The following is an 11,794-nucleotide window of genomic DNA, read 5'->3' as shown; positions in this document are numbered from 1 at the left end:
GGGCCGCCGTCCGCAGGGAGACGGCGGCCCCCTCCTCCTGCCCGGCCTTCCCGAGCGGCTCCGCCGCCCCGCCGGCAGCCCCGTGTGTGCGTGTGTGCGTCCGCAGCGGGGTACCCACCGGGCCATGAGAATCAGCGTGGTGGACGTGGGATCGAACACGGTCCGGCTGGTGGTCGCGGACGCCGAGGGCGGGGTGCCGCTGCCGGTGCACACCGCGAAGTGGCGGCTGCGGCTGAGCGAGCGGGTGGAGCCGGGCTGCGACATCCCCGAAGAGGCGGTGGAGCGGCTGGTCGAGGCGGTCGCGGAGGCGAGCCGGACCGCGACCCGCTGGGGTGCGGCCGGTCCGCTGGCCTTCGCGACCGCCGTGGTGCGCGCCGCCCCGAACCGGCAGGAGGTGCTGCGCGCCGTACGGTCGCGGACCGGCGTCGCGCTGTGCACGCTGCCGGGCGAGCTGGAGGCCGAGCTGACGTTCCTCGGGGCGCGGCGCTGGATGGGCTGGCGGTCGGGACCGCTGGCCCTGCTGGACATCGGCGGCGGCTCCCTCGAGGTGGCCTTCGGACGCGGCCGGATGCCGGACTTCGTGGCCTCGCTGCCGCTCGGTGCGGGCCGGCTGACCCATGAGTTCCTCCCCGGCGACGGCCCGCCCGCGCCCGAGCAGGTGCGGGCCCTGCGCCGCAGGGTGCGGCACCAGCTGCGGGACGTGGCGGCGCGGATCCGCTGGGAGGGGCCGCGCACCGCGGTGGTCACCTCCCGTACGTTCCAGCAGCTGGGGCGGCTCTGCGGGGCGTCGCCCGGGCGTCACGGCCCGTTCCGGGAGCGGCAGTTGCACCGCGCGGACCTGCGCGAGGCGATCGGCCGGCTGGCCGCTCTGCCGGTCGCCGAACGCGCCCGGCTGCCCGGCATCTCCGCACCCCGCGCCCGGCAGAGCCTGGCCGGCGCCGTGGTCGGGCACACCGCGCTGAAGCTGACGGGCCTGAAGACGGTCAGCATCTGCCCGTGGGCGATCCGCGAGGGGGTGCTGCTGCGCCACATCGAGGACGGCGCGTCCTGGTGGGCGGAGATCACCCGCCTCAACGAAGCGGCCACTCCCCCGGACCCGGTGCGGCTGCGCCTCGCGGCCGCGGCCACCTGAAGCGCTCGCGGCCGCGGCCACCTGAAGCGAGGAAGGAGCCCTCATGTCCGACGACGCCAAGCACACCGGCAACACCCACGACTCGGCCCTGGGCGGGATCCTCCACGCGTTCGAGGACGCGCAGACACGCGCCCCGGCGCACCCCTGTCGGGAGCAGCACCCCGGCGGCGAGGCCGGCGAGGCGGTCACGCCCAGCACCGGAGCCGGCCCGGGAACAGACCGAGGGGGAGCGAAGGGGTGTCCCCGGGCCGGCCGGGCAGGTCAGCCCGGGGGCGCCCCCAACGGCCGCTCGGCCAGGGCGCGTGCGACTCCGTACAGGTTGGCGGCCATGGCCCGGCCCGTGCTGTGCGACCACTCACGGCCCCGCTCCTCGTCGAGGTAGTCGGGGCCCGGGCCGGGGCCGAGATGCCAGTAGGTCCAGGCCTGGCCGGGGATCGTGTAGCCGATGTCCTCGAGCCCGCCCGAGATCTCGCTGATCACGTGGTGTGCGCCGTCCTCGTTGCCGGTGACGACCACACCGGCGACGCGGTTGTAGGCCACGGGCCGCCCCTGGCCGTCGGTCTCGGACATCATCGCGTCCATCCGCTCCAGCACCCTCTGGGCGACGGAGGAGGGCCTGCCGAGCCAGGTCGGCGAGGCCACCACGAGGATCTCCGCCTCCAGCAGCCTGTCGTGGACGCCCGGCCAGGCATCGCCCTCACGCACCGCTTCGCTGGTCACACCGGGGGCGATGTCCAGATCGACGGCACGGACGACGTCGACGCCCACGCCGTCCTTCTCCAGCGCCTCGACGACGACGCGGGCGAGGGCCTCTGTGTTAGAGGGGTCGGGGGACGGTTTCAGAGTGCAGTTGATCACCAGTGCCTTCATGCCGACTCGGAGTACCCCCTTCCGTCCGGCCGCACGCGGTGGATGGCCCACCGCCGCCCGGGTACCCGGCCCGCATGACGCAGGACCACCAAGCCCCGCGGCTGCCGGCCCCCCGGGGGCCGGTCTCGGCCGCCGTCAAGGACCACCTGCTCGGCGCCGGTCCGCTGCCGCGCCCCGAGGAGGTGGCGGCGGCGGGCGCCTACGGCGACGACCTCCAGCTCGCCCTCTACCTCTGCTACGAACTGCACTACCGCGGCTTCGCGGGCGTCAGCGCCGACCACGAGTGGGACCCCGACCTGCTGCGCACCCGGGCGGCGCTGGAGCACCGCTTCCTGACCGCCCTGCGCGCGGACACCCCGGTGCACGACACCGTCGAGGACGCGGTCTCCGAGCTGCTCGTGGAACCCGTCGACGGCAGCGGCGTCACCCATTTCCTGCGCGACGAGGGCGAGTTGTGGCAGCTGCGCGAGTACGCCGCGCAGCGCTCGCTGTACCACCTGAAGGAGGCCGACCCGCATGCCTGGGCGCTGCCGCGGCTCACGGGCCGCGCCAAGGCGGCCATGGCGGCGGTGGAGTTCGACGAGTTCGGCGGCGGCCGCGCCGACCGGATGCACGCCCGCCTGTTCGCCGACCTGATGACGGACCTCGGCCTGGATTCGACGTACGGCCGCTATCTCGACGCCGCGAGCGCGGAGACGCTCGCCACGGTCAACCTGATGTCCCTGTTCGGGCTGCACCGGTCGCTGCGGGGCGCGCTGGTCGGCCACTTCGCGGCGGTCGAGATCACCTCCTCGCCCGGATCGCGGCGGCTCGCCGAGGCGATGCGCCGCACGGGCGCGGGGCGGGCCGCCGAGCACTTCTACGACGAGCACGTCGAGGCCGACGCGGTGCACGAACAGGTCGTACGCCACGAGGTCATCGACGGTCTGCTGGCCGACCAGCCGCACCTGGCGTCCGACGTGGTCTTCGGCATCGACGCCACCGGGTACACCGAGGACCGCCTCGGCGCCCGGCTGCTCGGGGACTGGCGCGCGGGGAGGTCGTCGCTGCGGGCGCCCGCCTCTTCCGGAATTTCCTTTATTTCTTGAATGCCGGGGTACCTGTGCCGGGTGAGACCACTGGTGACGCCGGGCGTGTACGCCCCGCAGGACGACACAGACCTCTTGGCCGGAGCCCTGTCCGAAGAGCCGCTTCCACCGGGCGCGCACGTTCTCGACGTGGGCACCGGAACCGGGGCGCTGGCGCTCGCGGCCGCGCGGCGCGGCACCCGCGTGACCGCGATCGACCTCTCGTGGCGAGCGGTGTGGACCGCTCGCGTGAACGCCCGGCTGGCCGGTCTGCCGGTGCACATCCGGCAGGGGAACCTGTTCGCGCCGGTGCGGGGCCAGTCGTTCGACCTGATCCTGTCCAACCCGCCGTACGTGCCTGCGCCCTCCGTCCGTGTCCGCCCGCACAGCGCGGCCCGCGCCTGGGACGCGGGCCACGACGGCCGCCTGGTGCTGGACCGGATCTGCCGGGAGGTCCCGGGCCTGCTGCGGCCGGGCGGTGTCCTGCTGATGGTCCACTCGGCGCTCAGCGACCCCGACCGGACGCTCGGCCGCCTGCGCGACGCCGGGCTGAAGGCGGCCGTGACGCGCCGCCGCCGGATCACGTTCGGCCCGGTGCTGCGCTCGCGTGCGGAGTGGCTGCGCGGACGGGGTCTTGTGTCCGCTTCCGAGGAGTCCGAGGAGAAGGAAGAGCTGGTGGTCGTCCGTGCCGAACTCCCCGTCTGAGCCCGCGCGCCGCGTCAGGGTCCAGCGCCGGGGCCCGCTGCTCGTGGAGGGACCGGTCGAGGTGGAACTGGAGGACGGCAGCACGGTCCGCTCCGACCGTTTCCGGGTCGCACTGTGCACCTGCCGCCGCAGCCGCCGCTTCCCCTGGTGCGACACCAGCCACCGCGACCGCGGATAGCGGCACAACGCGGTGCGCCGGAGGCGACGCCGGCCGGACCGCCGCGGAGTCGCACGGCCGGCCGGGGCCGCGCGAGGGTTTCCGCCCCTCCCCGCACTCCCCGGGGAGGGGCGGACGTGACCCAGGAAGCCGGCGGGCGGCCCCACTCCGCCCTGCCGGCTCCTGGGGCGGGATCGGCGGGTACCCGCGGCGAAGGACTCGCACTCCCCAGCTGCGAACCGCTTCGGACGCCCACGGGAACTCCGCGACCCCGGTCCATCAGAACGTGAAGACGCTGCTGAGGTAGGAGTTCTTCACGCACCCGTTGGCGAAGGTCTGCTCGTAGGAGACCCGTCTGCCCTGCCAGACGCCGTCCACCGTCACCACGACCGGGTCGTACTGCTTGGTGCACCACACGTCGTCCCTCGCCGTCAGGGCGCTGACGTCGCCCCCGACACCGCGCAGTTCGGCACAGGCCCGGGCGGGCGCCGGATGGGTGCCGGAGGGCGTCGGGGCACAACTCAGGGTGACGGCGCGCTGCGGCGTCGCGGTGGCGGCGCTCTCGCCGTGGCCGACGGTGAGCACCAGGGCCGAGGGGGCGTAGAGCGAGGCGGGGGCGGGGGCCTGGTCGGCGAGGGCGGCGCCGGTGAGGGGTCCGCAGACGGCGGTGGCCGTCAGAGCGAGGGTCGCCGCCCAGCGTGCGGTGTTCCGCATCGTGTGCATCCTTCCGCTGGTTCGAGGGTGTGCCGGACGCTTCCGGATGGGTGCCGGACCGGCGAGCGCGAGTCTGCCGACTCCGCCGCGGAAAAACACCTCGACCCCACGCGTTTCAGTAACATTCTGTATTCAATCAGTGGCGCGAAGTCACGGAATTCGAACGCGCGGGCCCCGGGGTTGAGCGGCGCTTGATCGCCCGGAGCAACCCGCTGGCCGATTTTCGGCGCTTCATTAATAGGCCTGAAACATTCCGGTTGAGCTCTCGGCTGACTCCTTCCGCTCCCCTTGTGTTCATGACCTGTGCGCGTAATCGTTATTACATGATTACGACAGAACAGCGAGAGAAGCTGCGCGGCTGGTTCACCGGCCGCGTCCCCGAGGATCTCTTCGAGGAGCTGACCGAGCTCACGGTCGACCGGGAGGAGATCACCGTGATCGGCCGCATCCCCGAACCCCGGCTCGCCGAGGGCGCCTCCGGCGCGGAGCGGGAGTCCGCGGTCCAGGGGCGGATCCAGGAGTTCCGGGAGCGCACCCGGGAGGCGCGCGTGGAGGTGGCCCGCGAGGCCGAGCACCGGTTCGGCCGGAAGGTCTCCTGGGGGGTGGAGTGCGGGGGCGAGCGCGCCCTGTTCACCCACGTCGCCGCGCCCGTGATGACCCGGCTGCGCCAGCCCGAGCGCCAGGTCCTGGACACCCTCATGGCCGGCGGCGTCGCCCGCAGCCGCAGTGACGCGCTCGCCTGGTGCGTGCGCCTGGTCCGGCGTCACGCCGACGACTGGCTCACCGAACTGCGGGAATCCCTCGAACACGTCCAGCGGGTGCGGGCCCAGGGCCCGGACAGCGAGCCGGCCGACGCCGCGCCGCAGGCCCCGGCCGACGACGAGTGACGGCGGGGCCGGGGGCGCCGTCAGTGCCGTCGGCTAGTGCCTCGGCAGGCAACGTTCGCCCGTCAAGGAGCGGCGTCCGGTGCGTGCTCTCGGCGTGCCGGGCGTCGCGACGAGGCGAACGTTGCCTGTTGCGGCACTAGTAGATCGTCGCGGCTTAATTTTGCTGTGTGGTTGGGTAGAGGTGGCGTAGTTTCACGCGTGCGTCGTCGGTGGTGAAGTGCCAGTCGACGTGGCGCTGGTTGCTGTTGGTGTGCTGCTGCCAGGCGGCGAGTTCGGTGTTGAGCACGGCGAGGTCGTCGATGCGGCGGTCCAGGCACTGGCGGGTGAGGGCGGAGAGCTCGATCTCGGCGATGTTGAGCCAGGACCCGTGTTTGGGGGTGTGGTGGATCTCCAGGCGCTGGGCCAGCGCGAAGGCCTTTGCCGGGTCGAACGCCTCGTAGAGCGAGGCGGTGGTGTGGGTGTTGAGGTTGTCCATCACCAGCACGACCGTGGTGGCGTCGGGGTAGTCCACGGTCAGGAGGTGCTCGACCTGGTGCGCCCAGTCGACCCTGGTCCGGCGGGGCCGGGCGTCCACGCGCCGCCATCCGCGCAGTGGCTCGACCCAGCAGAAGATCGAGCAGGTCCCCGAGCGGACGTACTCGTTGTCCTCGCGCCGGTCACGGCCCGGCCGCGCGGGAAGCGGATCGCGGACGTGGCCGAGCAGCTGGTACGGCTTCTCGTCCATGCACACCACCGGGCGGGCCGGATCGAAGGGGCGGCGGTAGACCGCCAGGACGTCCTCCATCGCCGCGGCGAAGGCCGCATTCGCAGCGGGCGGGATGGTCCAGTACTTCTTCACGTGAGGACGCAGTTCCGTTTTTTTAACACCCGGCCGATCGTGGAGTGGGCCAGATCCGGGATGTCCTCGACCAGCGCGACGTGCTTTTCCAGCAGTCGCAGCGACCACCGGGCGTGTCCCTTGGGCGGCGCCGAGCAGGCGAGCGCGATCAGCCTCGCCTCGACCTCGCCGGTCACCAAGGAGGGCACCGGCGGGCATGCGCGTTCCTTCCGGCCGACCGTGGCCCGCACATCGCCGCCGGTCTGCGCGTACCGCTTCGAGATCAGGCGGACCGACTCGCACGAGACCCCGACCCGCTCCGCGATCACCGCCCGCGGATCGACGTCGCCGACCGACGTGTCCAACGCGAGCAGCACCCGTGCCCGCCTGATCATCGACGCGCTGCGGACCCCCGTCGTCGTCACGCGCACCAACGCCTGACGATCTTCGGCACTCAACGCAACCGGATACTTCTTCTGCGAGGACACGGCACCCCTGCCCGGCCGAACGGAAGCGACAAGAGGAGCTTGCCCGACCCCAACTCCACCAACCAGAACAACACTTAGCCGCGACGATCTACTAGGTTGCGGCCATGACTGAATTCGTTCTGGTGGCGGGTGCCAAGCTGGGGGCGTGGGCCTGGGAGGACGTGGTGCCCGGGCTGCGGGCGGCCGGGCACGGGGCGCATGCCCTGACCCTGTCCGGCCTGGCCGAGAAGCGGGGCGTACCCGCCGGGCAGCAGACGCACGTGCGCGACATCGTCGACGAGGTGGAGCGGCGCGATCTGCGCGACGTCGTCCTGGTCGGGCACAGCTACTCCGGGATACCCGTGGGGCAGGCGGCGGAGCGGATCGGCGACCGGCTGGCGCGGGTGGTCTACGTCGACGCGAGTGTCCCCGCGGACGGCAGGTCGTTCCTGTGGGGCTGGGACAGCGGCGGGGTGCGCGCGGCGATCGAGGAGAACGGCGGCTTCTGGCCGCCCTTCTCGGCGCGGGACCTCGAGGGCCAGGGCCTCACGGAGGAGCAGATCGGCCGGATCGTACGCGGCGCGACCCCTCATCCGGGCGCCTCGCTCACCGAGCCGGCCGTCCTGACCCGCTCCCCCGCCGAACTGCCGGCCACCTACGTCAAGTGCCTGCTGGACTGGCCCGAGCCGAGCGACGACGTGACCGGGCACCTCAGGAGCGAGCGGTGGGAGCTGGTGGAGATGGACACCGGTCACTGGCCCATGTTCTCCCGGCCACGGGAGCTGGTCCGCGTCCTGTGCGAAGCGGCCGTCGGACCCTGATCCCCCACCCGACCTACCGGCCGGTATGGTCAGCGTGCAGCGCGTTCTCAGCGACGAGAGGCGGGACCACGGCATGGCCAGGCACTGGGCTGACTTCCAGTACGAGATCTATCTCAACGGGATGACGGGCGCCGTGCCGCGGCTGCCCACCGATCTGACCCGGCTGGAGGAGCTGGCCGAGCGGCGCCTCGGTCCCGGCCCCGTCGGTTACGTCGCGGGCAGCGCGGGCGACGGCAGCACCGCGCGCGCGAACCGGGCCGCGCTCGAGCGGCGGCGGATCGTGCCGCGGATGCTGCGGGACGTGCACGAGCGGGACCTGTCCGTCGAGGTGCTCGGCCGCGCCCTGCCCGCCCCGCTGGCGCTGGCGCCCGTCGGTGTGCTGTCGATCATGCACCCGGACGCCGAACCGGCCGCCGCCCGGGCCGCCGCCGCGCAGGGAGTGCCCTACATCCTGTCCTCGGCGTCCAGCACGCCGATGGAGGAGGTGGCCCGGGCCATGGGCGACGGCGAGCGCTGGTTCCAGCTCTACTGGCCGAAGGACGTCGAGGTGGCCCGCAGCTTCCTCGGCCGCGCGCGGGCCGCCGGGTTCACCGCGCTGGTCGTCACCCTCGACACGCCGCTGCTGTCCTGGCGGCCCCGCGATCTCGACCAGGCCTACCTCCCCTTCCTGCACGGCGTCGGCACCGCCAACTACTTCTCCGACCCGGCCTTCCGGGCCGGCCTGGCCAAGCCGGTGCACGAGGATCCGAACGCGGCCGTGATGCACTTCGTCGGCATGTTCTCCGACCCCGGCAAGAGCTGGCCGGACCTGGCGTTCCTGCGCGAGAACTGGGACGGCCCGATCGTCCTGAAGGGCGTCCTGCACCCGGACGACGCCCGGCTCGCCGCCGACGCCGGGATGGACGGCGTGGTCGTCTCCAACCACGGCGGCCGTCAGGTGGCCGGTTCCGTCGCGGCCGCGGACGCCCTGCCGCGGGTGGTGGAGGCGGTCGGCGACCGGCTGGCGGTCCTCTTCGACAGCGGCGTCCGCACCGGCGACGACGTCTTCAAGGCCCTCGCGCTCGGCGCGCGGGCGGTACTGCTCGGGCGGCCGTACGTGTACGGGCTCGGGCTCGACGGGCAGCCGGGCGTCGAGCACGTGATCCGCTGTCTGCTCGCGGAGCTGGACCTCACGCTCGCCCTGTCCGGGCACGCCACCCCCGCCACGGTGGGCCCCGCCGACCTCGTCGAGGAACCCGTATGACCGCCGGCCCCGCCCACGTGCTCGCGGTCGTCGCCCCGCACGTCGGCGGCCGCGCCGCCGGTGCCGGGCTCGCCGCCCTCTTCCCCGACGGGGCGGACGTCACCGTCGTCGAGGCGGCCGGCGAGGACCCGGAGGCCCTGCGCAGGACCCACGTGATCATCACCGCGCTCGCCCCCGTGACCGCCGGCCACCTCGCCGCCGCGCCCGACCTGGCGCTGGTGCAGTGCGCGAGCCACGGCTTCGACTACGTCGACGTGGACGCCGCCCGGGCCCGCGGGGTGCGGGTCGCCACCATCGGCTCCAGCGGCGCCGAGGCGCGGAACGTGGCCGAGCAGACCTTCGCGCTGATGCTCGCGCTGGCCAAGCAGCTGGTCCCGGCGCACACCGCGCTCGCCGAGGCGGACTGGGCACTCCCGCGCCTCCGGCGCTCCCTGACCGAGCTGTGCGGCAAGACGCTCGGCATCGTCGGGCCCGGCACCATCGGGCGGGAAGTCGCCCGCCGCGCGGTCGCGTTCGACATGAGCGTCGTCTACGCCGCCCGCCGCGGGCTGCCCGAGGAGACGGAGGCCCGGCTGGGCGGAGCCCGCCGCGTCCCGCTCGACGAGCTGCTGCGCACGGCCGACTACGTCTCCCTGCACGTGCCGCTCACCGACGCGACCCGGCATCTGCTCGACGCCGAACGGCTCGCCCTCCTGAAGCCGACGGCGTTCGTCGTCAACACCGCGCGCGGCGCCCTCGTCGACCAGGACGCCCTGGCGGACGCGCTGGAGAAGGGCGCCCTGGCCGGGGCGGGCATCGACGTCTTCGACCCCGAACCGCCCACCCCGGCCCTGCGCCTGCTCAGGGCCCCGAACGTGGTGCTCTCCCCGCACGTCGGCGGCGTGACCCGCGAGACGCTGGGCCGCATCGCACTGGCCGCGGTGCGCAACGTGACCGGGTTCCTGGCGGGCGGGGAGCCGGAGGACGTCGTGAACCGAGCCCGCTGAGGGTCACGGACCGGACCCGGTCAGGAGATCCGCTCCGCCAGCTCCGCGGGCCGCACCGCCGGTGTCCGGGTCCCCGTGATCGACAGCGAGCCCGGGTCGGCGGTCGTCGCGGATTCGGCCAGCCAGCGCTGCGCCGGGGAGTGGTCACGGACCTTGACCACGATGTCGGCGCCCGGTTCGGCGGCGGTGGCGGCCAGGGCCAGCTGCTCGTCCCAGCGGGGCAGCAACTCCCCCTGCACGGTGAGGTCGTAGCGTACGTCGCCGCCCCGTCTGCCCTTCTCCGCGGCGCAGGTGCCGAGAACGACCACCCCGGCGTCCACGTGCGAGTCCAGGCACAGCGTGGTGTCCGCCGCGCTGCGCAGCAGCCCGTCGCCGTCGTACGACCACTGCTGGGTGGGCACGCCCGAGCACGTCGCCAGTTCGGCGCCGGCCCCCGCCCGCACGGTGCCCCTGATGTCGAGGCAGAGGCCGGCGCCCGCGTTGCGCAGCCTGGACCGCCCGGGTATCCCGGGGAGTTGGGCGGTGCCCGGCGACGGCTGGGCGCTCGCGCCCGGCGCCGGGCCGCCGCCGCCCGCGCTCCTGGAGGCGGCCGGGCCGGCGCCGTCGTCGCCCGAGAACGGCCCGGTCAGCAGCACCGTCACAAGCAGCCCCGCCGAGGCGACGCCCGCCCCGGTCAGCAGCGCCCGCGAGTTCCTCGGCACGCCCGCGGGCCGGCGGACGGCAAGGGGAAGCCGGGGCAGGACGCGCGAGCGTTCTCCGCCGTGGCGCGCGGAGCCGCGCGTGCGCGAGCGTGTCCCCTGCCCGGCCCGGCCGGGCCGGGAGTCGAGATAGCGGCGGGCGCCCCAGCCGAGCACGGCCTCGGCCAGGAGGACGCCCAACCCGCCCTCGAAATGGCTCAGTTGTTCGGCGGCGAAACGGCAGTAACGGCACTGCGTCAGATGCTGGCGGACATCCGGCAGCAGGGCGCCGCCGCGGCGAATCGGGACGTCGAGGAGGCGGTTGTAGAACCGGCAGTCCTTGCTCGGCGCGAGTTCCCGGTGGGCCTGTACACAGCCTTCGCGGAATTTGTCACGCGCCTGTTCGAGTGCGGCCGACGCGGTCGCGGAGTCCATACCGAGCAGACCGGCCGGAACGGCAATGGACTCCGCCTCGACCTCGACGTGCCAGAGCAAACACCGCGAGAGCCCGGGAAGGCCGGCGAATGAACGCTCGGCCAGCTTGCGATTTTCGGGCGTCATGGACTTCGCCGAGCGCATGCCGCGGCCACCGGCGGGTTTCTGCAGCTCCGGCAGGACATCCGATATCCGGCCCTGCGCCGACCACACGCGGACCGTGTCCCGCACGGCCACCAGCAGCCGGGGACGCACCGCGAGCGCGGATTCGCCGAGCGCCAGCCGGTCGAGGACCTGGTGGAAGGCGGCCGACGTCACCATGGAGGCGACCTCCGCCGTGGAGGCGAGGCACACGGCCGCGTAGTCGCGGGCGGGCTGCCAGTGCCGCGCCATGAGCAGCGCGACGATCTGGGCCACCTCGCCGTCGGGGCGGCCCCTCAGCCGGGCGGCGAGGTTCTCGTCGGATTCTGCGGGAACCGAGCCGGGCGGCGGGTAAGGGGGGCGAGGTGGGTGGGGGGTGGGCACTGAGGGGATTCCTTCCCACGCGCGAGAGACACACAGGAGGGCGTGAATTCAGGTGTGTCCATTCGGCCCGGTCTCGGATAGGGCGATCGACACCCGGTCATTACACCCCCCGCACGGGTAGTTCACCCTGGCACAGGACGCTCATGACCAACAAGGCACTCGGGCAACATCCGTATCTTTGAAAGTTGGTCAGATACGGCGGCAACTCACGCCTGCCGCATGAGCTTTCCCCATTCCATGCGCCCCGTGTGAATCAGGCGCACACGCCGGAGCACCGCGCACGCTCCCGGC

13 protein-coding genes are annotated in these 11,794 nt (G+C 73.4%); 8 read left to right on the top strand and 5 right to left on the bottom strand.

From position 1 onward, the window contains the following. Positions 1-124 precede the first annotated feature (124 nt). Positions 125-1,132, top strand: a complete 1,008-nt coding sequence (locus tag ACJ9NR_RS35005) for a Ppx/GppA family phosphatase (RefSeq protein WP_412490652.1) — start codon at positions 125-127, stop codon at positions 1,130-1,132. A gap of 261 nt (positions 1,133-1,393) precedes the next feature. On the opposite strand, the gene ACJ9NR_RS35000 is transcribed toward ACJ9NR_RS35005, so the two are convergent. Then, positions 1,394-2,002 carry a flavodoxin family protein gene (locus tag ACJ9NR_RS35000; RefSeq protein ID WP_412490653.1) on the bottom strand — a complete coding sequence of 203 codons (609 nt, stop codon included), beginning with the start codon at positions 2,000-2,002 and terminating at the stop codon, positions 1,394-1,396. 74 nt (positions 2,003-2,076) lie between these two features. On the opposite strand from ACJ9NR_RS35000, the gene ACJ9NR_RS34995 reads away from it, so the two are divergent. From ACJ9NR_RS34995 to ACJ9NR_RS34985, 3 genes are read left to right on the top strand one after another with little or no spacing between them, the layout of a single operon-like run. Further along, positions 2,077-3,090, top strand: coding sequence for an iron-containing redox enzyme family protein (locus ACJ9NR_RS34995; RefSeq protein ID WP_412490654.1), 1,014 nt, complete (start codon positions 2,077-2,079; stop codon positions 3,088-3,090). Next, positions 3,091-3,774, top strand: a complete 684-nt coding sequence (locus ACJ9NR_RS34990) for a HemK2/MTQ2 family protein methyltransferase (RefSeq protein WP_412490655.1) — start codon at positions 3,091-3,093, stop codon at positions 3,772-3,774. Beyond that, complete coding sequence (locus ACJ9NR_RS34985) at positions 3,755-3,952, top strand: CDGSH iron-sulfur domain-containing protein (RefSeq protein WP_412490656.1); 198 nt, start codon at positions 3,755-3,757, stop codon at positions 3,950-3,952. Before ACJ9NR_RS34990 ends, ACJ9NR_RS34985 begins: the two co-directional genes overlap by 20 nt. A gap of 258 nt (positions 3,953-4,210) precedes the next feature. Here the strand turns inward: ACJ9NR_RS34985 and ACJ9NR_RS34980 are convergent, their stop codons facing one another. Further along, complete coding sequence (locus ACJ9NR_RS34980) at positions 4,211-4,645, bottom strand: protease inhibitor (RefSeq protein ID WP_412490657.1); 435 nt, start codon at positions 4,643-4,645, stop codon at positions 4,211-4,213. Positions 4,646-4,968: 323 nt separating this feature from the next. On the opposite strand from ACJ9NR_RS34980, the gene abmR reads away from it, so the two are divergent. Beyond that, a complete protein-coding gene (gene abmR, locus ACJ9NR_RS34975) occupies positions 4,969-5,532 on the top strand; it encodes an ATP-binding transcription factor AbmR (RefSeq protein WP_412490658.1) in 564 nt (187 codons plus the stop codon). A 154-nt stretch (positions 5,533-5,686) separates the two neighbouring features. Here the strand turns inward: abmR and ACJ9NR_RS34970 are convergent, their stop codons facing one another. Together ACJ9NR_RS34970 and ACJ9NR_RS34965 are read right to left on the bottom strand one after the other, a co-directional pair. Beyond that, positions 5,687-6,370, bottom strand: coding sequence for an IS630 family transposase (locus ACJ9NR_RS34970; protein WP_412490659.1), 684 nt, complete (start codon positions 6,368-6,370; stop codon positions 5,687-5,689). After that, a complete protein-coding gene (locus ACJ9NR_RS34965) occupies positions 6,367-6,837 on the bottom strand; it encodes a helix-turn-helix domain-containing protein (RefSeq protein WP_412490660.1) in 471 nt (156 codons plus the stop codon). The genes ACJ9NR_RS34970 and ACJ9NR_RS34965 overlap by 4 nt, the downstream gene beginning before the upstream one ends. Positions 6,838-6,941: 104 nt before the next feature. Here ACJ9NR_RS34965 and ACJ9NR_RS34960 point away from each other — a divergent pair, with 104 nt between their 5' ends. The 3 genes from ACJ9NR_RS34960 to ACJ9NR_RS34950 all read left to right on the top strand — a co-directional run bounded on the left by ACJ9NR_RS34960 (position 6,942) and on the right by ACJ9NR_RS34950 (position 9,866). Next, positions 6,942-7,637, top strand: coding sequence for an alpha/beta fold hydrolase (locus ACJ9NR_RS34960; protein WP_412490661.1), 696 nt, complete (start codon positions 6,942-6,944; stop codon positions 7,635-7,637). 73 nt (positions 7,638-7,710) lie between these two features. Further along, positions 7,711-8,880 (top strand): lactate 2-monooxygenase, encoded by a 1,170-nt coding sequence (locus ACJ9NR_RS34955; protein WP_412491822.1) that lies wholly within the window; start codon positions 7,711-7,713, stop codon positions 8,878-8,880. After that, positions 8,877-9,866: a 2-hydroxyacid dehydrogenase gene (locus tag ACJ9NR_RS34950; RefSeq protein WP_412490662.1), complete on the top strand. Its 990-nt coding sequence runs from the start codon at positions 8,877-8,879 to the stop codon at positions 9,864-9,866. Before ACJ9NR_RS34955 ends, ACJ9NR_RS34950 begins: the two co-directional genes overlap by 4 nt. Positions 9,867-9,886: 20 nt before the next feature. Here the strand turns inward: ACJ9NR_RS34950 and ACJ9NR_RS34945 are convergent, their stop codons facing one another. Beyond that, positions 9,887-11,503 carry an RICIN domain-containing protein gene (locus tag ACJ9NR_RS34945; RefSeq protein ID WP_412490663.1) on the bottom strand — a complete coding sequence of 539 codons (1,617 nt, stop codon included), beginning with the start codon at positions 11,501-11,503 and terminating at the stop codon, positions 9,887-9,889. Positions 11,504-11,794 lie beyond the last annotated feature (291 nt).

It is taken from the genome of Streptomyces sediminimaris, assembly GCF_047049295.1.
Taxonomy (GTDB): Bacteria; Actinomycetota; Actinomycetes; order Streptomycetales; family Streptomycetaceae; genus Streptomyces; species Streptomyces sediminimaris.
Note: the sequence above shows the minus strand (reverse complement) of the source record. Positions and strands in the feature narration are given on the sequence as shown.

What these genes read in the sequence shown, in the direction of transcription:
- ACJ9NR_RS34995 (WP_412490654.1), top strand. Translation starts at nt 2,077, where the DNA reads ATGACGCAGGACCACCAAGCCCCGCGGCTGCCGGCCCCCCGGGGGCCG.
- ACJ9NR_RS35000 (WP_412490653.1), bottom strand. Translation starts at nt 2,002, where the DNA reads ATGAAGGCACTGGTGATCAACTGCACTCTGAAACCGTCCCCCGACCCC.
- ACJ9NR_RS34990 (WP_412490655.1), top strand. Translation starts at nt 3,091, where the DNA reads ATGCCGGGGTACCTGTGCCGGGTGAGACCACTGGTGACGCCGGGCGTG.
- ACJ9NR_RS34980 (WP_412490657.1), bottom strand. Translation starts at nt 4,645, where the DNA reads ATGCGGAACACCGCACGCTGGGCGGCGACCCTCGCTCTGACGGCCACC.
- abmR (WP_412490658.1), top strand. Translation starts at nt 4,969, where the DNA reads ATGATTACGACAGAACAGCGAGAGAAGCTGCGCGGCTGGTTCACCGGC.
- ACJ9NR_RS34955 (WP_412491822.1), top strand. Translation starts at nt 7,711, where the DNA reads ATGGCCAGGCACTGGGCTGACTTCCAGTACGAGATCTATCTCAACGGG.
- ACJ9NR_RS35005 (WP_412490652.1), top strand. Translation starts at nt 125, where the DNA reads ATGAGAATCAGCGTGGTGGACGTGGGATCGAACACGGTCCGGCTGGTG.
- ACJ9NR_RS34950 (WP_412490662.1), top strand. Translation starts at nt 8,877, where the DNA reads ATGACCGCCGGCCCCGCCCACGTGCTCGCGGTCGTCGCCCCGCACGTC.
- ACJ9NR_RS34960 (WP_412490661.1), top strand. Translation starts at nt 6,942, where the DNA reads ATGACTGAATTCGTTCTGGTGGCGGGTGCCAAGCTGGGGGCGTGGGCC.